The 21,730-nt window shown below is 64.7% G+C and carries 19 protein-coding genes and 2 tRNA genes; 9 read left to right on the plus strand and 12 right to left on the minus strand.

The window, feature by feature from the left end; genetic code table 11:
- Window positions 1-158: hypothetical protein (locus QZM67_RS21325; protein ID WP_301806720.1), on the plus strand; the 158-nt coding region annotated here is incomplete at its 5' end.
- A gap of 60 nt (window positions 159-218) precedes the next feature.
- Here QZM67_RS21325 and QZM67_RS21330 read toward each other — a convergent pair.
- Window positions 219-932, minus strand: coding sequence for an ABC transporter ATP-binding protein (locus QZM67_RS21330; RefSeq protein WP_301806456.1), 714 nt, complete (start codon window positions 930-932; stop codon window positions 219-221).
- On the opposite strand from QZM67_RS21330, the gene QZM67_RS21335 reads away from it, so the two are divergent.
- Entirely contained in the window at window positions 931-1,602 is a 672-nt protein-coding gene (locus QZM67_RS21335) for an arylesterase (protein ID WP_301806458.1), read from the plus strand. The two genes, QZM67_RS21330 and QZM67_RS21335, sit on opposite strands and share 2 nt — an antisense overlap.
- A 71-nt stretch (window positions 1,603-1,673) precedes the next feature.
- On the opposite strand, the gene QZM67_RS21340 is transcribed toward QZM67_RS21335, so the two are convergent.
- The 7 genes from QZM67_RS21340 to tig all read right to left on the minus strand — a co-directional run bounded on the left by QZM67_RS21340 (window position 1,674) and on the right by tig (window position 10,332).
- Window positions 1,674-3,608, minus strand: coding sequence for a SurA N-terminal domain-containing protein (locus QZM67_RS21340; RefSeq protein ID WP_301806461.1), 1,935 nt, complete (start codon window positions 3,606-3,608; stop codon window positions 1,674-1,676).
- A 147-nt stretch (window positions 3,609-3,755) separates the two neighbouring features.
- A tRNA-Asp gene (locus tag QZM67_RS21345) sits at window positions 3,756-3,832 on the minus strand.
- A gap of 23 nt (window positions 3,833-3,855) precedes the next feature.
- Window positions 3,856-3,931, minus strand: a tRNA-Val gene (locus QZM67_RS21350).
- Window positions 3,932-4,134: 203 nt separating this feature from the next.
- Window positions 4,135-6,558, minus strand: a complete 2,424-nt coding sequence (gene lon, locus QZM67_RS21355; protein ID WP_011352361.1) for an endopeptidase La — start codon at window positions 6,556-6,558, stop codon at window positions 4,135-4,137.
- A 197-nt stretch (window positions 6,559-6,755) separates the two neighbouring features.
- A complete protein-coding gene (gene clpX / locus QZM67_RS21360) occupies window positions 6,756-8,027 on the minus strand; it encodes an ATP-dependent Clp protease ATP-binding subunit ClpX (RefSeq protein ID WP_043188067.1) in 1,272 nt (423 codons plus the stop codon).
- A gap of 164 nt (window positions 8,028-8,191) precedes the next feature.
- Window positions 8,192-8,845 carry an ATP-dependent Clp endopeptidase proteolytic subunit ClpP gene (gene clpP / locus QZM67_RS21365; protein WP_010092137.1) on the minus strand — a complete coding sequence of 218 codons (654 nt, stop codon included), beginning with the start codon at window positions 8,843-8,845 and terminating at the stop codon, window positions 8,192-8,194.
- Window positions 8,846-8,985: 140 nt separating this feature from the next.
- Window positions 8,986-10,332: a trigger factor gene (gene tig, locus QZM67_RS21370; RefSeq protein WP_301806464.1), complete on the minus strand. Its 1,347-nt coding sequence runs from the start codon at window positions 10,330-10,332 to the stop codon at window positions 8,986-8,988.
- 389 nt (window positions 10,333-10,721) lie between these two features.
- Between tig and QZM67_RS21375 the strand changes: the two genes are divergently transcribed.
- The gene (locus QZM67_RS21375) at window positions 10,722-11,867 is read left to right on the plus strand and encodes a glycerate kinase (RefSeq protein WP_301806467.1); all 1,146 of its coding nucleotides are present in this window, start codon (window positions 10,722-10,724) and stop codon (window positions 11,865-11,867) included.
- 62 nt (window positions 11,868-11,929) lie between these two features.
- Window positions 11,930-12,379 (plus strand): MarR family winged helix-turn-helix transcriptional regulator, encoded by a 450-nt coding sequence (locus QZM67_RS21380; RefSeq protein ID WP_043188058.1) that lies wholly within the window; start codon window positions 11,930-11,932, stop codon window positions 12,377-12,379.
- A 170-nt stretch (window positions 12,380-12,549) separates the two neighbouring features.
- Here QZM67_RS21380 and QZM67_RS21385 read toward each other — a convergent pair whose 3' ends face one another.
- A complete protein-coding gene (locus QZM67_RS21385) occupies window positions 12,550-13,548 on the minus strand; it encodes a 2-dehydropantoate 2-reductase (RefSeq protein WP_301806469.1) in 999 nt (332 codons plus the stop codon).
- Window positions 13,549-13,647: 99 nt separating this feature from the next.
- A complete protein-coding gene (locus QZM67_RS21390; protein ID WP_301806471.1) occupies window positions 13,648-14,793 on the minus strand; it encodes a helix-turn-helix transcriptional regulator in 1,146 nt (381 codons plus the stop codon).
- 302 nt (window positions 14,794-15,095) lie between these two features.
- Between QZM67_RS21390 and QZM67_RS21395 the strand changes: the two genes are divergently transcribed.
- The 4 genes from QZM67_RS21395 (at window position 15,096) to QZM67_RS21410 (ending at window position 18,844) form a co-directional block, all read left to right on the plus strand.
- The gene (locus tag QZM67_RS21395; RefSeq protein WP_301806474.1) at window positions 15,096-16,142 is read left to right on the plus strand and encodes a porin; all 1,047 of its coding nucleotides are present in this window, start codon (window positions 15,096-15,098) and stop codon (window positions 16,140-16,142) included.
- A 21-nt stretch (window positions 16,143-16,163) separates the two neighbouring features.
- Window positions 16,164-17,372 carry an MFS transporter gene (locus tag QZM67_RS21400; RefSeq protein WP_301806477.1) on the plus strand — a complete coding sequence of 403 codons (1,209 nt, stop codon included), beginning with the start codon at window positions 16,164-16,166 and terminating at the stop codon, window positions 17,370-17,372.
- Between the two features lie 16 nt (window positions 17,373-17,388).
- Window positions 17,389-18,498: a class II histone deacetylase gene (locus QZM67_RS21405; protein ID WP_301806479.1), complete on the plus strand. Its 1,110-nt coding sequence runs from the start codon at window positions 17,389-17,391 to the stop codon at window positions 18,496-18,498.
- A 115-nt stretch (window positions 18,499-18,613) separates the two neighbouring features.
- The gene (locus tag QZM67_RS21410; protein WP_043188046.1) at window positions 18,614-18,844 is read left to right on the plus strand and encodes a hypothetical protein; all 231 of its coding nucleotides are present in this window, start codon (window positions 18,614-18,616) and stop codon (window positions 18,842-18,844) included.
- Window positions 18,845-18,949: 105 nt separating this feature from the next.
- On the opposite strand, the gene QZM67_RS21415 is transcribed toward QZM67_RS21410, so the two are convergent.
- On the minus strand, window positions 18,950-19,243 hold the full coding sequence (locus tag QZM67_RS21415) for a hypothetical protein (protein WP_301806483.1): 294 nt from the start codon (window positions 19,241-19,243) through the stop codon (window positions 18,950-18,952).
- An 810-nt stretch (window positions 19,244-20,053) separates the two neighbouring features.
- Here QZM67_RS21415 and QZM67_RS21420 point away from each other — a divergent pair.
- Window positions 20,054-20,440, plus strand: coding sequence for an AAA family ATPase (locus QZM67_RS21420; protein ID WP_301806484.1), 387 nt, complete (start codon window positions 20,054-20,056; stop codon window positions 20,438-20,440).
- A gap of 624 nt (window positions 20,441-21,064) precedes the next feature.
- Here QZM67_RS21420 and QZM67_RS21425 read toward each other — a convergent pair.
- Complete coding sequence (locus tag QZM67_RS21425; RefSeq protein ID WP_301806486.1) at window positions 21,065-21,691, minus strand: FMN-binding negative transcriptional regulator; 627 nt, start codon at window positions 21,689-21,691, stop codon at window positions 21,065-21,067.
- Window positions 21,692-21,730: the final 39 nt, after the last annotated feature.

The raw sequence follows: 21,730 nt of genomic DNA on the forward strand, positions 1-21,730 counted from the left end.
GGGACATCAATCCGTTCGACCAGTGGGGCGTCGAGCTCGGCAAGATTCTCGGCAAGGTGGTGGAAGCCGACCTGTCGGCCGAGTCGGTCGATCCGGCGAAGCACGATTCGTCGACGGCCGCGCTGATCGAGCGCGCCCGCGCGGCGCTGAAACGCTGACGCAACGGCGTCATGCCGATGCCGGCCGCGCAGCCCTGCCTGCGCGGCCGGCCAAAAAATTCAGGCGCCGCGCGGCGCGGCTTGCGGTGCGACGATGCGCCCGGCGTCGAGCGTCACCGTCGTCGCGCAGCGGCGCGCGAGTTCGGCATCGTGCGTGACGAGCACGAGCGTGGCGCCGTGCGTGCGGTTGAGTTCGAACATCAGGTCAATGACCGCATGGCCGGTGGCCGCATCGAGGCTGCCGGTCGGCTCGTCGGCGAACAGGATCGCCGGGCGCGTGACGAATGCGCGCGCAAGCGCGACGCGCTGCTGCTCGCCCCCGGACAACAGCTTCGGATAATGCGCGGTGCGTTCGCCGAGACCGACCTGCACGAGCAGCGCCTGGGCACGATCGGCTGCGTCGCGCGCGCTGATGCCACCCTGCAGCTCGAGCGGCAGCATCACGTTCTCGAGCGCCGTCAGGTGCGGCATCAACTGGAACGACTGGAACACGAACCCGACTGAGCCATTGCGCAGCGCGGCGCGCGCATCCTCGTCGAGCTGGTCGAGCGCACGACCGAGCAGGCGAACCGTGCCGCTCGTCGCGCTGTCCAACCCCGCAAGCAGGCCGAGCAGCGTCGATTTGCCCGACCCCGACGCGCCGACGATCGCGAGGCTGCTGCCCGGTGTCACGGCAAGCGTGATGCCGTCGAGGATCGTCAACTCGCCCGTTGCATCGGCAACCCGCTTGCACACGTCATGGACTTCGATGATCGGATCGGTAATCTTGAACATGGACACGACATTTCGCTGGAAAAGACGCGCGGCGGTCGCCGCGCTGCTGGGCACCCTGCTCGCCGCCACCGTGCCGGCACGCGCCGCGACGACGCCCGCGACATCGGGCCAGCCCGTGATTGTCGTGCTCGGCGACAGCCTGTCGGCCGAATACGGGCTGCCGCGCGACACCGGCTGGGTGGCGTTGCTGCGGCAACGGCTCACGACCGAGCGAATCGATTATAGCGTCGCGAACGCCAGCGTCAGCGGCGACACCACGAGCGGCGGCCGTGCGCGCCTGCCCGCGGTACTGCAGCGACTCAGGCCGTCGATCGTTGTCGTCGAGCTCGGTTCGAACGATGCGCTGCGCGGCGTGCCGCTCGCGACGACCGAGCAGAACCTGCGCGACATCATCGCCGGCGCGCGACAGGCGCGGGCGAAGGTCGTGCTGGTCGGCATGTACGTGCCGCCCAACTACGGCCCCGACTACACGCAGAAGTTCCACGCCGTCTATACGCGGCTGTCAAAGGATCTCGGCGTGCCGCTCGTGCCGTTCCTGCTGGCCGGCATCGAGAACAAGCCCGAGATGTTCCAGGCCGACCAGATGCACCCTGCACAGCAAGCGCAGGGCATTCTGCTCGACAACGTGTGGCCGACGCTGAAACCACTGCTTGGCAAGCCGCGCGGCTGACGCCACAGCCGTCGCTGGAAAACAAAAAGCCCCGCATGAAGCGGGGCTTTTTGTTGCGTGCGAAACGACTATCAGTTGTCGCCGTTCTGCGACTGGCTGGCCGTCGAGCCGTACAGCTTCACCTTCGAGCGATCGCGCAGCGCGGTGAGATACGCTTCGCCTTCGCTCTGTGCGTCGACCTGCGCCATCTGCTGCTGCGCGGCCGCCAGTTGCTGCGGATCGACCGCCGAACCCGGGATCACCGCGTTCACGCGGTAGATCGCATAGCCGTCCGCGCCGAGATCGACACCGACGTAGGCCGGCAGCGTCTTCGCGTCGACCTTGTACACGGCGCTCAGCGCAGCCGGCGTCAGGCCCTGCGACTGCGTGCGCGACACCTTCTGCGCGGCCGCGAACCCGTCGGTCGACTTCGACTTCTGCAGTTCGGCGAGCTTCGCCGCACCGTCCTTCTTCGCGAGTTCCGCGGCCTGCTCGGCGACGACCTTCTGACGCACGACGTCCTTGATCGCGTCCAGCGCGGGCACGGCAGCCGGCTTGTAGTCGGTCACGCGCGCCGAGATCAGCGTGTTGTTGCCGACGTCGATCGCCTGCGTGTTGTTCTGGCTCTTCACCGAGTCGGTGGCGAACACGGCGGCGAGGAACTTCGGATTGTTCAGCGGGCTCGTCGGCGGCAGTTGCGGATTCGGCGTCGGCGTGACGGTAGCCGTCTGGATCGTCAGCTTGTACTTGTCCGCTGCCGGCTGCAGCGTCTTCGCCTTTTCGTAGACGGTGGACGTGAACCCTTCCGCGTTATCCGTGAACGCCTTCGATGCGTACTGCTGCTTCAGGTCGGCTGCGATCTGATCCTTCACGTCCGCGAACGGCTTGACGGCCGCCGGCTTCACTTCCGTGGCCTTCAGGATGTGGAAGCCCAGATCCGACTGCACGACACCGCTCACGTCGCCCTGCTTGAGTGCGAACGCGGCATCGTCGAACGCCTTGCCGCCCGCCGTTGAGCCGGGCGTGATGAAGCCGAGGTCGCCGCCCTTCGCGGCCGACGGTGCGTCCTGCGAGCTCTTCTGCGCGATCTGCGCGAACTGGTCCGGATGCGCCTTCACGTCGGCCAGCAATTGCTCGGCCTTCGTCTTCGCGGCCGCCTTGTCGGCCGCGCTGGCGCTGCCCGCTGCGGCGACGAAGATGTGGCTCACGCGAACCTGCGCTTCGGTGCGGAAGTGCGTCGGGTTGTCGTCGTAGAACTTCTTGATGTCCGCGTCGGTCGGCTGCGCGCTCGCAGCCGCTGCGGCCGGCGAATAGACGAGGTACTGGATCGTCGCGGTCTCCGGCGTCGCGAAGCCCTGCTTGTGCGCGTCATAGTACGCGGTGAGCTGTGCGTCGGTCGGCTGGACCTTCGCTGCGAAGTCGCTCGTCTTCAGCACGAGCGGCTGCACTTCGCGCTGCTGCGCGGCGAGTTCGGACAGGCGTTGCGCGAGGCTCTTCGGCGTGAACGCGCTCGACACGATGCTGGCCGGAATCTGCTGCAGCGAGAGGCTGTAGCGCACGCGCTCCTGATACTGTTCGGGCGTCATCCCCTGGAACGACAGCAGTTGCGCATAGCGCTCGACGTCGATCGAACCGTCGGGCTTCTTCAGCGACGCGATCATCGGGTCGCTCATCAGCGCATCGCGCACGGCGTTGTCGGATGCGGTCAGGTGCAGACGTTGGGTCTCGTCGGCCAGCACGCGCTGCTGGATCAGGCCGTCGAGCACCTGCTTGCGGTGCTCGGGCGTATCGAACATCTTGATGTCGAACTGCCCGCCGAGTGCCTGGCGCGCCTGGTCGATCTGCTGGCGGAACGCGCCGTCGAATTCGACCCGCGTGATCTTGTGCCCGTTGACTGCCGCGACGTTCGCGCTATCGTCGAAGAAGCCGCGGAAGCCTTGGATCCCGACGAAACCCAGCCCCGGCAACACGATCAGGAGCAGGAGCGCCATCATCAGGCGCTGGTGATTACGGAAGAAATCGAGCATGCGTGACGGGAAAATTGGACAAAACGACCGATATTACAACATACGGGGTGGGACGGGAGAAAAGCAGACGTGCTGTGGGCGAGTACGACGCGACAACCAGACGCACAAAACGAAAATGCCCGCACAAGGCGGGCACTTTCGTTTGTTTGGCGGAGCGGACGGGACTCGAACCCGCGACCCCCGGCGTGACAGGCCGGTATTCTAACCGACTGAACTACCGCTCCTTGGTCTGGCTGAATCAGGAAACTGGTGGGTGCTGAGGGGTTCGAACCCCCGACCTACGCCTTGTAAGGGCGCCGCTCTACCAGCTGAGCTAAGCACCCGTTTCCGATTCGTTCTGGCTGCGATCTGCGTTTCGGCATCAACAACCAGCGAGCCCGCAAGTTTAATTCATCCCCGATCATTTTGCAAAGCCCTGACGTGAATTTTTTAAACGCTCGCGCACACGATTCCGACACACATAAAAAACCCGCGGCCACGCCGCGGGTTTCGTGAACAACCGTCAGGAAGGACGGTGCCCAAATGCTTAGTGCTTGACGAATTCCGTCGAGCCGGCATCCTTCGCCGCATCGGCGACCGGTGCCGCCGCCTTCGCCTCTTCTTCCGGCGGCAGCGGGGTCGGCGAACGCTCGAGCGCGAGTTCCAGTACCTTGTCGATCCAGCGGACCGGCACGATCTCGATCGCGTTCTTCACGTTGTCCGGAATCTCGGCAAGATCCTTCACGTTCTCTTCCGGGATCAGCACGAGCTTGATGCCACCGCGATGCGCTGCGAGCAGTTTCTCCTTCAGGCCACCGATCGGCAGGACTTCACCACGCAGCGTGATTTCGCCCGTCATCGCGACATCGGCACGCACGGGGATACCCGTCAGCACCGACACCAGCGCGGTCGTCATCGCACCGCCGGCGGACGGACCGTCCTTCGGCGTCGCGCCTTCCGGCACGTGGATGTGGATGTCCTGCTTCTCGAACGCTTCGTCCTTGATGCCGAGACGACGCGAACGCGAGCGCACGACCGAACGTGCCGCCTCGACCGACTCCTTCATCACGTCGCCGAGCGAACCGGTACGGATCACGTTGCCCTTGCCCGGCATCACCGCGGCTTCGATCGTCAGCAGATCGCCACCGACTTCCGTCCACGCGAGGCCCGTCACCTGACCGACCTGGTTTTCCTTCGCCGCGAGGCCGAAGTCGTACTTGCGCACGCCGAGGAACGTATCGAGGTTTTCGCCATCGACCTTGATCGCGCCCGATGCCTTCTTCAGCAGCAGCATCTTCACGACCTTGCGGCAAATCTTCGACACTTCACGCTCGAGCGAACGCACACCGGCTTCGCGCGTGTAGTAGCGGATGATGTCGCGGATCGCCTGTTCGGTGACCTCGATCTCGCCTTCCTTCAGCCCGTTGTTCTTCTTCTGCTTCGGCAGCAGGTAACGCTGGGCGATGCTGACCTTCTCGTCTTCCGTGTAACCCGACAGACGGATCACTTCCATCCGGTCGAGCAGCGGCGGCGGGATGTTCAGCGAATTCGACGTCGCGACGAACATCACGTCCGACAGGTCGAAGTCGACCTCGATGTAGTGGTCGGCGAACGTGTGGTTCTGTTCCGGATCGAGCACTTCGAGCAGCGCCGACGACGGATCGCCGCGGAAATCCATGCCCATCTTGTCGACTTCGTCGAGCAGGAAGAGCGGATTGCGCACGCCGACCTTCGTGAGGCTCTGCAGGATCTTGCCCGGCATCGAACCGATGTACGTACGACGGTGACCACGGATCTCGGCTTCGTCACGCACGCCGCCGAGCGCCATCCGGACGAACTTGCGGTTCGTCGCACGGGCGATCGACTGGCCGAGCGAGGTCTTGCCGACGCCCGGGGGCCCGACGAGGCACAGGATCGGCGCCTTGACCTTGTCGACGCGCTGTTGCACCGCGAGATACTCGAGGATGCGTTCCTTGACCTTCTCGAGGCCGAAGTGATCCTCGTCGAGCACCTGCTCGGCGTTCGACAGGTCGTTGTTGACCTTGCTCTTCTTGCGCCACGGCAGGCCGATCAGCGTATCGATGTAGTTGCGCACGACGGTCGCTTCCGCCGACATCGGCGACATCAGCTTCAGCTTCTTCAGCTCGGCGTCGGCCTTCTTCTTCGCTTCCTTCGGCATGCGCGCGGCGTTGATGCGCTTCTCGAGTTCCTCGAGATCGGCACCCTCTTCGCCCTCGCCCAGTTCCTTCTGGATCGCCTTGACCTGTTCGTTCAGGTAGTACTCGCGCTGGCTCTTTTCCATCTGGCGCTTCACGCGCCCGCGGATGCGCTTTTCGACCTGCAGGATGTCGATTTCGGCTTCGAGCTGCGCGAGCAGGTGCTCGAGGCGCTCGATGACCGGGAACATCTCGAGGATGTGCTGCTTCTGGTCGAGTTTCAGCGGCAGGCGCTCGGCGATCATGTCGGCGAGACGGCCTGCTTCGTCGATGCCCGACAGCGACGTGAGGATCTCCGGCGGGATCTTCTTGTTCAGCTTCACGTACTGGTCGAACTGCGACACGATCGCACGGCGCAGCGCTTCCGTTTCAGCGCTGTCGGCATGATCGGGCTCGAGCGGCATCACTTCGCAGGAGAATTGCGTTTCCTGCTCTTCGATCGACAACGCCTTCGCGCGCTGCAGGCCCTCGACGAGCACCTTCACGGTGCCGTCCGGCAGCTTCAGCATCTGCAGGATGTTGGCGATACAACCGACCTCGTACATGTCCTTTTCGGTCGGTTCGTCCTTGGCCGCGGTTTTCTGGGCGACGAGCATGATGTGCTTGCCGCCTTCCATCGCTGCTTCGAGGGCCTTGATCGATTTCGGCCGGCCCACGAAGAGCGGAATCACCATGTGCGGGAAAACGACGACATCCCGCAGCGGCAGCAGCGGGAGCGTGATGCGTTCCGGCGGGAGAAGTTGGGTGCCTGACATTTCATTTCCCCATGAGTGGAATCAATTGTTCGGTAATTGAGGCCGCCACAACGAATTGCAAGCCTTCAAGTGCGGGAAATATTCGGTAAGAAAGTAACCACCGCGTGTCGAGTCAGAGTTACCCACAAGATAAACGAAAAAAAGCCGCCCACGGTCTCATGAACGGCCTTTTTCGCAGAACATCGTCGGCAAGCCGGTCAGTTCGAACCCGCCACCTTCGGCGCGTCCTCGTAGATCAGCAAAGGCTTGCCGTCGCCTTCGATGACGTTCTCGTCGATGATGACTTTGCTGACCCCTTTCATCGTCGGCAGTTCGTACATCACGTCGAGCAACGCTTGTTCGATGATCGAACGCAAACCGCGCGCGCCGGTCTTGCGGCGGATCGCCTTGCGGGCGACTGCCTGCAGTGCGCCCGGCCGGATCTCCAGCTCGACGCGCTCCATCGCGAACAGCTTGTGATACTGCTTGACGAGCGCGTTCTTCGGTTCGACCAGGATCTTCATCAGCGCAGCTTCATCGAGCTTGCCGAGCGTCGCGACCACCGGCAGACGGCCAATCAATTCGGGGATCAGACCGAATTTGATCAGGTCTTCCGGTTCCGTTTCGCGCAGCACTTCGCCCGCGTCGCGTTCCTGCTTGCTCTTGACCGTCGCGCCGAAGCCGATGCCGGTTTTCTCGGTACGATCGGTGATCACCTTTTCGAGACCGTCGAATGCGCCGCCGCAGATGAACAGGATGTTGGTCGTATCGACCTGGATGAAATCCTGGTTCGGATGCTTGCGGCCACCCTGCGGCGGCACCGACGCCATCGTGCCCTCGACGAGCTTCAGCAGCGCCTGCTGGACGCCCTCGCCCGACACGTCGCGCGTGATCGACGGGTTGTCCGACTTGCGGCTGATCTTGTCGATTTCGTCGATGTAGACGATCCCGCGCTGAGCCTTGTCGACCTCGTAGTTGCAGTTCTGCAACAGCTTCTGGATGATGTTCTCGACGTCCTCGCCGACATAGCCGGCTTCGGTCAGCGTCGTCGCATCGGCGATCACGAACGGCACGTTCAGCAACCGCGCGAGCGTCTGCGCGAGCAGCGTCTTGCCGGAACCCGTCGGGCCGATCAGCAGGATGTTGCTCTTCGACAGCTCGACGTCGTCCTTCTTGTCGAGATGCTTCAGACGCTTGTAGTGGTTGTACACGGCCACCGCGAGGATCTTCTTCGCGCGCTCCTGGCCGATCACGTACTGATCGAGGATGTCGCGAATTTCCTGCGGGCTCGGCAGATCCGACCGGGACAGGCTGGCCTCGACGCCGGCGGCAGCCGCCTCGTCGCGAATGATCTCGTTGCAAAGGTCGATACATTCATCGCAGATGAACACCGACGGGCCAGCGATGAGTTTTTTCACCTCATGCTGGCTCTTTCCGCAAAACGAGCAATACAACAGCTTCTCGCTGTTCGAACCTTTTTTGTCCGCCATGAATGTAGAGCCTCCGGACAGGTAGATGACATGATACGCCGAATGCTCCGAGCGCCGCGCCTAGGGCGCGACCGGAGCCGGCTGGATGCGCTTGCCGCAGATGCTCAGGGCGTTCGGGACGTCGCAGGGGCGCCGCACGAATCGGGGCGGCACCCCACTTAAGCTCACGGGCGCTTCAGCAGCACCTGATCGATCAGCCCGTACGCCTTCGCATCCTCGCTCGACATGAAGTTATCACGGTCGGTGTCGCGCGCGATGCGCTCGACGTCCTGGCCCGTGTGCTGCGCGAGCAACTGGTTCAGCCGCTCCTTCAGGTAGAGGATTTCGCGTGCCTGGATCTCGATGTCGGATGCCTGGCCGCGTGCGCCGCCGAGCGGCTGGTGAATCATCACGCGCGAGTTCGGCAGCGCGAAACGCTTGCCCTTCGCACCCGACGCGAGCAGGAACGCGCCCATGCTGGCCGCGAGGCCCATGCACAGCGTCGACACGTCCGGCTTGATGAACTGCATCGTGTCGTAGATCGCCATGCCGGCCGACACCGACCCGCCCGGGCTGTTGATGTACAGGCTGATGTCCTTGTCGGGATTCTCGCTCTCGAGGAACAGCAGCTGCGCAACCACGAGGTTGGCGGTCTGGTCGTTCACTTCGCCGACCATGAACACCAGGCGCTCCTTCAGGAGACGCGAGTAGATATCGTACGAACGCTCGCCGCGGCCGCTCGTTTCGACGACGATCGGCACCAGCCCCAGCGCTTGCGCCTCGAAACCCTGCGGCGCGTTCGAAGCAAGCATGTCCAGCAATTCAGCGCGAGTGATCATTCAATGAACCTTGTTCGAATGGAAAATTGAACGGAAGGAAGCCGCCCGCTCAATCGCCATATTAATGGCAACCGTGCGCTTGACGTAAAAACGGCGTGCGGGCCGTCGCTCCGACAGCCGGCACGCCGCTAGAGCAACACTTACGCTTGCGCCGATGCGCTCGCGAGTGCTTCGAAGCTCACTTCCTTGTCCGTCACCTTCGCCTTGCCCAGCACGAAATCGACGACGTTGCTTTCAACGACGAACGCTTCCATCTCGGCGAGGCGCTGCTGGTTCGAATAATACCAGCGGACCACTTCCTTCGGGTCTTCGTAGCTCTTCGCGAACTCGTCGACTTCCGCGCGGATCTGCTCCGGCTTCGCTTCCAGGCTGTTCGACTTCACGAGTTCGGCCAGCACGAGGCCGAGCTTCACGCGGCGCTCTGCCTGCTCGGCGAACATCTCGGCCGGGATCGGGGCGTCCTTTGCGTTCGGCACGCCGCGCTGCGCCAGATCCTGGCGAGCCATTTCGACGAGGCGTTGCTGGTCCTGCTCGATCAGCGCCTTCGGCACGTCGAGTTCGGAAATCTTCAGCAGCGCGTCCATCACCTGGTTCTTGACGATCGACTGCGTGCGGCGCTTCGCTTCACGCTCGAGGTTTTCCTTGATCTCGCCGCGCATCTTCGTGAGATCGCCGTCTTCGATGCCGAGCGACTTCGCGAATTCACCGTCGATTTCCGGCAGGTGCGGCCACTCGATCTTCTTCATCGTGACCGTGAATTGCGCCGTCTTACCCGCGACGTCCTTGCCGTGGTAATCCTCCGGGAATGCCAGGTCGAACGTGCGCGATTCGCCGTCCTTCAGGCCCAGCGCTGCCTTTTCGAATTCCGGCAGCATGCGGCCTTCGCCGAGCACGAACGGGAAATCTTCGGCCGTGCCGCCCTGGAAGGCGACGTCGTCGATCTTGCCGACGAAGTCGACCGTCACGCGGTCGCCGTCCTTGGCTGCGGTGTCTGCGCCGCCGTCGCCGTGCTCGCCGGCTTCGCCACGTGCGTGGTAGTGCACGCGCTGCTTGCGCAGGATGTCCAGCGTGCGGTCGATTTCGGCGTCGCCGATCGACGTCGTCGAGCGCTCGACTTCAGCCGTCGCCAGATCGCCGATCTTCACTTCCGGGTAGACCTCGAACGTCGCGTCGAACGCGTATGCACCTTCAGCCTGCTCCTGCTTCGGCTCGAAGCTCGGTTGGCCAGCGACGCGCAGGTTTTCCGTGCGGCTGATCGTGAAGAATTCCTGGCCGATCTTGTCGCTCAGCACTTCTGCTTCGACCTGACCCGCGTACTGTTGCGCGACCATCTTCACCGGCACCTTGCCCGGGCGGAAACCCGGCATGCGCACGGTCTTCGCGAGTTTCTGGATACGGGCGTCGATTTCCTTCTGCACGGTGTCTTTCGGCAGGGAAATCGTCACGCGGCGTTCAAGCTTGCCGAGGTTCTCAACAACGTTAGCCATGGCTTCAATCGTCCTAAAATTATTCGAGCGAATCGGGTTTTCCTTGCCGTGCCTGCCTGCGGCGGGATGTGCGTCACATCCACTCGCCGCGCCGGAGCGCCACGCCATCCCTGCACGCGCCGGATGGCTAGCGCAAGCGGCTCGGAGCACGGCTTTGGCCGGAAGAATCGACTATTCTAGCAAACAATTTTCCTCACGCCGCCAGATCAGCGCGACGCACATGCGTCCGCCCCGCATCGGCAGCCCTTTGCACGGCAATGCGCGCGGATCGCCGCTATGCCGAACGCCGTATCCACCACGGGCCCGCCATCCTGTAAGCTCCGATTGAAGGTATGCCGCCGTCGCGGCCGCATTCATTCCTCACACCAATCACGCCTTCCGGAGACACCATGCCGCAACACCCGTCCGCGCCTGTCGTCGTCATCGCGCCCGATTCGTTCAAAGGCTCGCTTTCCGCCGAGCAGGTCGCGGATGCGATCGCCACCGGCATCCGCCGCGCCCGCCCCGATGCGGTCGTGCGCTGCTGCCCGATGGCCGATGGCGGCGAAGGCACGCTCGACGCGATGCTGGCAGGCGGCGGTACGCGGCGCGCGCTGCGGGTGGCCGGCGCGTCGCTCGCGGCACACGACGCAGCGGTCGGCGTGATCGACGCGCGCACCGCGATCGTCGAGACGGCCGAGATCGTCGGCATCACGGATCCGGTCGGCATGAGCGTGCCGGTCGACGCGCGCAGCACGCGCGGGATGGGCGAGGCGATCCGCACGCTGCTCGACGAAGGCGTGCGCCGCTTCTTCGTCGCACTCGGCGGCAGCAGCACCAACGACGCGGGCGCCGGGCTGCTCGCCGGCCTCGGCCTGCAGTGCTTCGACGCGGGCGGCCAGCCGGTCGAGCCGGTGCCGTCGCGGCTCGCCGACATCACGCGCATCGACGCGTCGGGGCTCGACCCGCGCCTGAAGGAAACGGAATTCATCGGCATGTCCGACGTCGACAACCCGCTGACGGGCGCGCACGGCGCGACCGCCGTGTTCGGCCCGCAAAAGGGCGTGACGCCCGAGCAGGTTGCGACCCTCGACGCCGCCCTCGACCGCTTCGCCGACCTGCTCGAAGCCGTGCTCGACCGCCGTGGCCGCGACCTGCCGGGCGCCGGTGCCGCGGGTGGCCTCGGTTTCGCGCTGCATATGCTCGGCGCGCAATTCGAAGCGGGCGCCGAAGTGGTCGCGCGGCAGGTCGGCCTCGACGCGGCGCTCGCCGGCGCCGACTGGCTGATCACCGGCGAAGGCCGCTCCGACGTGCAGACGCTGCATGGCAAAGCGCCGTTCATCGCGTGCCGCCACGCGCAGGCCGCGGGCGTGCCCGCGTCGCTGTTGTCCGGCGCGGTCGACCCGGCCGCGCTGCCGCGCCTGTCCGAACATTTTTCCGGCTGCTTCTCGCCGGCTCCCGGGCCGATCACGCTCGACGTCGCGATCCGCGACGCGGCCAATCTGCTCGCGAACGAAGCGGAGCAATTGACGCGCCTGAAATACGGCGCACACTGACCGTTGACCCGAGCGCGCGATACAGGAACAATCGGGCCCGCCCTTTTTCTTCAGGATTCGACATGAAAGGCCGTCAAGCCGGGCTCGATCAGTTTCTGACCTATCGCCTTCACGCGCTCACGAAGCGCTCCGACCGCGGGATCGGCGAGGTGTACCGGCACAAGCTCGACATCTCGCTGCCCGAGGCGCGCGTGATCGCCGCCGTCGGCGCCTTCGGCCCGTTCTCGATCATGGACCTCGCGCGCCACACCAATCTCGACAAAAGCCAGGCGAGCCGGGCGGCCGAGGCACTGCTGCGCCAGGGGCTGCTTGCGCGCAGTGCGAGCGAGGAGGACGGCCGGATCGTGCTGATCGCGCTGACCGCCGACGGCCGCGCGCTGCATCGCAAGATCATGCCGATCGTGCGCAAGTGGAACGACGGCTTGCTCGCGTGCCTGTCCGACAGCGAACGCCAGACGTTCGAGCGGCTGCTCGACAAGGTCGTCGCACACGCAACCGAGCGGGACGACTGAGCGGCAACGCGGGCACGGCGCCCGCCGCATTGATCCGATGAATTCGACGGGCCGCCCCGGTCGCCTCACCCGCGACGCGGGCGGCCCGCTTTGCGTCACGCGTTGCGTACGGCTAGCGGCCCGCAGCGCCTCGCCTCACCAGCGTTGCGCATGCAGGCGCCCGGCACGCGTTACAGCCCGCTGTTCGTCGCGCGCTGCCGGAGCAGCCCGAGTACCGCGTCGCAATACGGCGTCGGCACGCCGAGCTTGCGTCCGAGCTCCGGAAACACGCCGAGAATCGGCCCGATCTCGAGCGCACGCCCCGCTTCGAGATCCTGCAGCATCGACGTCTTGAACGCACCGAGCTTGCGCGTGACCGCGATCCGCTCGGGCCCGCTCATCCCGGTCGACAGGCCGAGCCTCGCGCCGATCGCGGCGGCCTCCTCCATCATCCGCAGCGCGAGATCCTGCGTGAACGGATCGTCGAGCAACTGCTCGGACGTCGACCCCGTCAGCGCGCTGAGCGGATTCATGTTCATGTTGCCCCACAGCTTCGTCCAGATCTCGGCCCGGATCGCGGGCGTCGACTCGACGTCGAAACCGCCCGCCGCGAGCGCCGCAGCGAAGCGCGCAGTAGCGACGTCGAGTCGCGCATCGGGCGCCCCGACGATCAGCCGGTTGCCGCGCCCGCGGCGCACGATGCCCGGCGCGTCGGTACTCGACGACAGGTGCACGACACACCCGATCGCCTGTGCAGGCGGCAGCGCCGCCGACACGGCACCGGCCGGATCGACCGCATCGAGCGGCACGCCGTCGAGCGCGCCTTCGAGCCCGTGCGTGAACCACCACGGCAGCCCGTTCATCGCCGCGACGATCACCGTATCCGGCCCGACCAGCGGTGCAATGCGCGCGGCCAGCGCCGGCAGCGCCTGCGCCTTCAACGCGATCACCACATAGTCCTGCACGCCGAGCGCAGCCGCATCGTCGCTCGCTCGCACCGGAACCGACGATGTCGCGCCCGCCTCGTCGATCACGCGCACGCCGTGCGTGTTCAGCGCGTCGAGCGTCGCGCCGCGTGCGTACGCGCTCACGGTCATGCCGGCCCGCGACAACGCAACCGCAAGCAACCCGCCGATCGCGCCGACCCCGACCACCGCCGCGCGCACCGACCCTGAATTCGTGTCATTCATGATGGAATTCCGTCTCCTGGGAGCTGACGAGCATAACGCTCAATGGTTGCGGGCACAACCATTCGCGCGAGTGCGTGGAACACGCAGCATTCGACCGATTCAGCGCGGCTCGCCGCCGGCTTCCACCGGCTCGTCGTCGGCCGCGCCGCCCGTCGCGCCGAGCACGCCGGCGATCTGGCTCTTGTCGTGCATGCCGAGCTTGCGATACGCGCAGCGCAGATAGTGGCGCACGGTCGTCGGCGAAATCGCCATCTGTTGCGCGACTTCCTTGTGCGAGCGCCCGGCGCCGTAGTAACGGATCGCCGCGAGCTCGCGCGGGCTCAGGCGGTCGAGCAGCGAGCGCGGTCGCGCCTCGATCTGAAACAGCCCCGCAACCGGCACGCACTGGATCCGCAGCGCATCGCCGACGAACGGCTGGCCCGACTGGCGCCGCAGGTGCACGACGAGCGGCTCCGGCACGCGCGCACCGGCCCATGCCGGCCATTCGGTGCGCAACACGTCGTCGAAACCGTGATCGGCGTGGTGGAGCACGCCGAAGTTGTCGCACAGGGCGCGCGCCGCCGGCGCGACCGTATCGCCGCGCTCACGCGTGAGCTGTGCGGCGCGATTGATCGTCAATGCGGCCGCGAGATGCGGAATCACTTCCTCGAAACGGCGTGCGTCGTCGTCGCTGAACGGCCGATTCAGGCCCTGGCGGTAGATCGACATGAACGTCGTCAGACCGAAACGGCGATCGAGCGTACACACGCACATCAGTTGCGCGAGCCCGTATTTCACGCACCAGTCGCGAAACCGGGCATCGAGCCCCGGTTCGACGACCGACAACCGGACCGCATGGCCGTGTGCGCCGCGCAGCGTGCGGTGTGCGAGCGGGTCGCAATCGCGCACGCGCTTCCAGTCGCGGAAGAACGCGTGCGGCAGCCGGTACAGGAAGCTGTTGTGCATCACGGGGCCGGTCGACACATGGGTCGCGACGCCCGTCCATGCGGCATCGAACGGTATGAGCGCCTGCAGCAGCGAAAAGAACCGGTATTCGAATTCGCCGATGGCGGACCGGGCCGCAACCGCATACAGGTCGAGCAGCATCAGCCCGAGTTCACGCTGCGATGCGTCGCCGCGCGTGACGCCGTCGAAATCGGCGCGCCGTGACGGCAGCGGCGGCCAGGCGAAGTCGTCGAGCACGATGGCGGCCGGCACGTCGCGCAGCGCATCGAGATCCTGCCCGATATCCGTCGTGATCCTCACCTTCCGCTCCCCTGCCCGATCGGGCTGCTGATGTGCGCAACGACACCGGCCGATTATAGCGATCGGCTTTTTTGACGGGCCACGGCGCCGGAACGGGCGCCAGCCCCATCCATTTGAACGGTGCACCGCACCTTGCTGCTCCGCAGCACACCGCACCACGCCAGCGCGCCGCGTGCATGCCGCGCTCCGCGGGTTTTCCGCACCGTTCATCTGGACGACTGTTCGAAGGCTTTCCCGCTGCGGACACTGCGTCGCAACAACACCAACGACAAACCGATGCAGGACGGTATGGAGAACCCCACGTGACGAAACCCCGCTTCATCCGCACGGCCGCAGCCGTCGCGACGCTTGCCGCGTGCAGCGTCGGCGCGCACGCGCAGTCGTCCCTCACGCTGTACGGTGCGCTCGATGCCGGCGTGCAATACCTGACGCATGCCGACGGGCACCACTCGGCCGTGCAATTGCAGAACTACGGCATCCTGCCTTCGCAGATCGGGCTGAAGGGCCACGAGGATCTCGGCGGTGGCTGGCGTGCGCTGTTCAAGCTCGAGCAGGGCCTCAACCTCAACGACGGTACCTCAACCGTGCCCGGCTACGCGTTCTTCCGCGGCGCGTACGTCGGCATCGCGGGGCCCATCGGCACCATCACGCTCGGCCGACAGTTCAGCGTGCTGTTCGACAAGACGCTGTTCTACGACCCGCTCTGGTACGCGTCGTACAGCGGCCAGGGCGTCATCGTGCCGATGAACGCGAACTTCATCGACCACTCGGTCAAGTACCAGTCCCCGACGTTCGCCGGCTTCGATGTCGAGGCGCTCGCCGCGACATCCGGCGTCGCCGGCAATACGCGCGCCGGACGCGTGCTCGAACTCGGCGGCCAGTACACGAGCAACGGCCTGTCGGTCAGCGCGGTGCTGCATCAGGCGCACGGCGATGTATCAGCGGCCGACGACACGTCCGCGCGACGCCGCGAACTCGGCACGCTCGCCGCGCGCTATGCGTTTGCCGCGCTGCCGCTCACCGTCTACGCAGGCGTCGAACGCCTGACCGGCGACCTCGACGCGGCGCGCACGATCGTCTGGGGTGGTGTGCGCTATCAGATGTCGAGCGAGATCGGCCTGAATGCGGGTGTCTATCACACCGACTCGCGCACGCCTGCGATCGGCCACCCGACGCTGTTCATCGCGAGCACCACGTACGCGCTGTCGAAACGCACCGTCGCGTACGTGAATCTCGGCTACGCGCGCAACAGCGGCCAGAGTTCGCAGACCGTCTACGAATACGACCCGACGCCGCTCGCCGGCGCGTCGCAGTTCGGCGCGATGGTCGGCATGTACCACCTGTTCTGAATCCCCACACGAGAGCCCGCCATGAAAACCCTTTCTCCGGATGCCGCACTCCCGCCCGACGGCCGCGCATCGACCTTCGCGCGCTCGACGCTCATCGCGCTCGTCGTGTTCGCGGCCATCACGCCGCTGCTGCTGCTCGTGGCGCCCGCCGTCGCCGGCCAGCTCGCGACGCAGCTCGGGCTATCCGCATCGCAGATCGGCACCTACTTCTTCGTCGAGCTCGGCGCGTTCAGCCTCGCGACCGTGCCGTCATACCTGTGGCTCGGCCGGATCGACGCACGTCGCGTCGCCGCGTTCGCCATCGCGCTGTTCGGCGCGGGCAACCTGCTGACCGCGCTGTGGATGCCGGGCTTCGTCGCGCTGCTCGCACTACGTGCCGTCACCGCGCTCGGCGGCGGCTCGCTGATGGTGCTCTGCATGACGAGCGCCGCGACGAGCGAGAACAGCGATCGCGTGTACGGCCTGTGGGTCGTCGGCCAGTTGATCGCGGGCGCGATCGGCCTGTTCGTACTGCCGCATGTGTTCGCGGCGTTCGGGCTGCGCGCGTTGTATGTCGCGCTCGCCGTGCTCGCGCTGCTGGCGGCGCCGCTGTCGCGCGGCTTTCCGTCATCGCTGGGCGCGCGCACCGCACCCGCGCAAAACACGCGCGGCGCCGCGGCGCAAACACCGCAACGCTTCGTCGTGCTCGCGATCGGCGCGGTGCTGACGTTCTATCTCGCGATCGGCAGCGTGTGGACGTTCGCAAGCCGTGCCGCCAGCGATGCCGGACTCGATCCGCAGTCGACCGGCAACGTGCTCGCGATCGCGAGCGTGATGGGCATCGCCGGCGCGGCGCTCGCGTCGTGCGCGGGCGGCCGGCTTGCGCGGCGCGCAATGCTGGCGGCCGGTTACGCGCTGCTGGCGGCCTCGCTCGTCGCGCTCGCCGTGATGCGGCACGCCGGCGGCTACAGCGCGGCGATCTTCGCGTTCAAGTTCGCGTGGACGTTCGTGCTGCCGTTCATCCTCGCGACCGTCGCGCAGATCGACACGTCGGGCCGCCTCGTGGCCACGCTCAACTTCGTGATCGGCGCCGGCCTCGCGGCCGGCCCGCTGCTCGCCGGACTGATGCTCGATGCCGGCGGCACGATGCGCGCGCTGTTCGCGGCCGCGACGGCCGTCGCGGTCGTGTCTTTCGCCGCGCTGCGCCACATCGATCGCCGCGCGCGCCCTTCCATTTCCTCCCAACCGTGACAGGTCACGTACATCCATGAATCGCACTGCCTTCTTCACCGACGAACGCACTTTCTGGCATACGGGCGGCACGCACGCGCTGTTCTTCCCGGTCGGCGGCTGGGTCCAGCCGCCGTCGAGCGCGGGCTACGCGGAATCGCCCGATTCGAAGCGCCGTTTCCTGTCGCTCGTGCAGGCCTCGGGTCTGGCCGCTCAGCTCGACCTGCGCGGCGCCGCGCCGGCATCGACCACCGATCTGCTGCGCATTCATCCCGCGCACTATCTCGACGCGTTCCGCGCACTCAGCGATGCGAACGGCGGCGTCCTCGGCGATCTCGCGCCGTTCGGCAAAGGCAGCTACGAGATCGCCGCGCTGTCGGCCGGCCTCGCGATCGCGGCCGTCGATACGGTGCTCGGCGAGCGTGCGGCAAACGCGTTCTCGCTGTCGCGGCCGCCCGGCCACCACTGCCTGCGCGATCGCCCGATGGGCTTCTGCCTGCTGGCGAACATCCCGATCGCGATCGAGGCCGCCCGTGCGAAACACGGCATCGAGCGCGTCGCGGTGATCGACTGGGACGTGCATCACGGCAACGGCACGCAATCGATCTACTACGACGATCCGGACACGCTGACGATCTCGTTGCACCAGGACCGCTGCTTCCCGCCGGGCTACAGCGGCGCGGACGACCGCGGCGAAGGCGCTGGCGTGGGCGCGAACCTGAACGTGCCGCTGCTCGCGGGCAGCGGTGACGATGCGTATCGCTACGCGTTCGAACGGATCGTGCTGCCGGCGCTGGAGCGTTTCCGGCCCGAGCTGATCGTCGTCGCGAGCGGCCTCGACGCGAGCGCGGTCGATCCGCTCGCGCGCATGCAGCTGCATACCGACAGCTACCGGTTCATGACGCGCGCAGTGAAGGAGGCCGCGCAGCGTCATTGCGGCGGGCGGCTCGTCGTCGTTCACGAAGGTGGGTATTCGGAAGCGTACGTCCCGTTTTGCGGGCTCGCGATCGTCGAGGAGCTGGCGGGCATTCGCACCGAGGTCGCCGATCCGATGCTCGACCTCGCGATCGCGCAGCAGCCAGGCGAGCGGTTCGTCACGTTCCAGCGCGAACTGCTCGACGAACTGGCGGTGTCGTTCGGGTTGTAGTGCGCGCGGGAAGACGCGACGGAGGGCTGGCCTGCGCCGGCCCTCTTGCGCGATCGGAGCGGATGGGGTTTCCTGTGCTTTTATCCCCGTTTCGGCGCGAAGCCGCACTCTTCCGATGAAATCGTCCCCGCACGATAACCATGACGATGCCAAGACGCGCCGCCAGCCTTCGAAGCTTGTCCTGAACATCGCCGCCGTGACGGTCGGCCTCATCACGTTCGCGATCGGCGCGGCGTGGGTGATCTATAGCTGGGTCGTCGATCGCGAAGCGCAGTATTTCGCGATCCCGCTGGTGTTCTCGGTGCCGGTGATCGTGGCGGTCGCGATCCGGAGTTTCTGGGAATAGGTGCGCCTGAAACGACAAAGCGCCGCGGATCGGGCGATGCGCGGCGCTGGGAGTCGGGCCTGTTTCAGATCAAGCGGGGATTCACACGGTTCGCTTGCGGGCCGGTCACAGGCCCGGGCGCGCGCACGGATTGGGGGCTGCGCCCTGATATCCACCCGTGACGAGGCCGAACGCAGCGCCGGCCAGCGACGTGCCGACTGCTTTCAGCACATTTTCCGTAGAGAACGTCTCACCGCTCGACATCACGCGCCCCGACGACGAGCACGCCGATGACGACAATGAAACCGTCCGTGCGGGCCTGGTGCTCCATGCGATGTTCTCGGCAGGCGTATTGGCAAAGGCTGGCGCGACCAACATCAGCGCCAGGATGGAAATCGGAGTGCGTACGGTGTTTCTCATCGGTGGTCCTCGGCGTAATTGCATTTCTTGTATGAGAAGCAAACACGATATTACACGCGGCGCGAATTTTCTTGCACCGCTTGTCCAGACCCGCGTGCCGTGAAAAGCACCGGCATCAGCAAAAAAGCGCTGCGGTCAATCGACCGACAGCGCTTTTTAGTGAACGGCCCCTGACGGGGGCGCATTCGACTTCTGGTGCTGAGGCCTGATTCGAATTAACCGATATGAGCCTTTACTATCAACCCGATGAGCTTTTGTCGCTGAATAGTGGCCCCCATAGTTGCCCCCAACACTCGATCCTGCGGCTGTTGAAGCTCCGTTCGTGTCCTTGGGAGCACTCGACATTCGGCCGTCAAACTATCCCTGGAGGCCTTCCGCCGAGCGTGCTGCCACCGCTTGAGCCTCGTTCATGTGGGGACAACGTTACCATCAGGTCGTTCGAAGTTGATACGGCTAGCGATACCGAAAATCTCCCTCAACTTGACTGCTGTCGTCGGACCGCACCGCAAAATCAGCGCCTGCCTTGGTTGAAAAATCCCGAACGGCAGCGGTGTCGGGGCGATTTGGGAGCGCGATATCGCCGCTGATACCGCCATGTCCGTTCCAACGAGCCTCTCGATACAACAGCGGTCAACTCTAGCTTGAAGCCATTTGTCTGATGGCAGAAAGCCGAAGTTTGTCCTCGGCACTTTCTCGCTCGCACTCCCGGCAGTCTGCTGGTCTCGTGAGGAATCGGCGAGAATAGTACCGAGGTAACCTGCTCGTTTGCGGAGCGCGTCGACCTGTAGACAAACGGGCTGACCGCCGGACATGAATACCGAAGCCGTCTCCACAATGACGTACACGAGCCACCGTCTACGGGGATTTCGAATACATATGGTCGATCGCCAGGTACAACAGATTCTTCCCCAGCAAACGGCTAATGCACCGGCAAACTCGAGCTTTGCTGCACTTCAGTCCGCCCGCAATGTCATTTTGCTGGGTGACCCGGGATCTGGGAAAACTCATCTTTTCAGGGCCGCAGCAAAAGCAACCAATGGCCGCTACATGACCGTGCGGACTTTCCTGAACAGGCCAGCCAGTTGGAGTGATGCCAGTATTTTCCTCGATGCTCTCGACGAGAAGCGTTCCGGGCGCGGCGACGATAACGTGGTCGATTCGATCGTACAGAAGCTCTTCGAGCGACCACCCCAGTAGTCATCGCTTGCAAACGTTGCAGGAGAAGATATGGCCCCGTATCAACCGTCAGCCTCCCGAGGCCTTCTGAGACTGCATCCAGAAGCAGGTCTTTGCGAGCAGATACATTGTCTTCTGGTTTGGCAGGTTAGAAGGAAAGCCGATGCCGCGAAACCCCGAAGTATCGGCATTGCCCTCATCCGCTTCCGAAATGGAAAAGATGCTCGTAACCTTGCTGCCGGTAGAAAGGCGCTCGCAAATTGCAATTGTTGTGATTGATGTGAGCGGTCAACTACATTCGACTGCTAATCGGACGTAAAGCACGGTCAGTTATCACGCGCCTGCATACAAATGAAAGCTCCAAACAGAGAGAAGGTGTGGTCTGATGGACCGCAATGAACAGTGCGCCGCGTTCCACCATATGCGTGAAGGTACCGAGCGGGATTGGGCAATCATTCGGCGGCGTTCGATCCGGATACGGCGACGCTACCACTGGAGTTCTTCGAGCCCATGGTGCAGCGAGTGTTTGCCAAGCCGCTTTCGACAAAAGTCGCTGAACGCCTCGCACCGGACGCCCACCCGAGGGGACGTTCGGGGCAGTGTCCGAGAGGGATGGGAACGGCCGTCATGGCACCGCCCAACCTCTCAGTTAGTGTCGCGAATCAGCGTAGCAAGCTCTTGTGCAGATGCGGACTTCGACCACTTCAGGTTATGGGCGACACTGAGCCTGTCCGTCTCAGTACGCTGCTGCGACAGAAATCGCTTTCCGCTTACCTTGGAAATCACTATCTCAAATCCGAGCAAGTGTTTGGATGCGCCCTCGACGAACTCAGGAGTAGCCTCCTTCAATGCCCAAGGGTTGCTGCGCCCCGACTCCTGCGCCTCCGTCAGCGATTCAAGGTGCGAAATGATCCACTGTGGATCATCAACAAACGAAATCTGCCCCCGCACCTCGACAGCAATGTAGTCCCAACTCGGCGCTACCCGTCCACTACGCTGCCCATTCGCATACCAGCGGGGAGATATATAGGCATTGGGGCTCTGGAAGACTGCAATGACTTCGCTCGAAGAAGGAAATGTGGCGACTGAATGTTTTTTCGCCACATGTCCAAGAAGACGGGCCTGTACACCAGTTTCGTCCAGCTCCATGGGCAACAGATTGGCTTCCAGCCCATGCTCGGCGGCACCTATCAAGGTCGCCAGTGGATAGGTGCGTATGAGTCGATAGAGCTCGTGAAGCTCTTGGATGGAGAAAATCGGTTGAATATGCATAGATATCGCGGTGAATTTGTATGCATTCTGCCCGCATCG

This window comes from Burkholderia sp. AU45251, from assembly GCF_030482905.1.
GTDB classification, from domain to species: Bacteria; Pseudomonadota; Gammaproteobacteria; order Burkholderiales; family Burkholderiaceae; genus Burkholderia; species Burkholderia aenigmatica.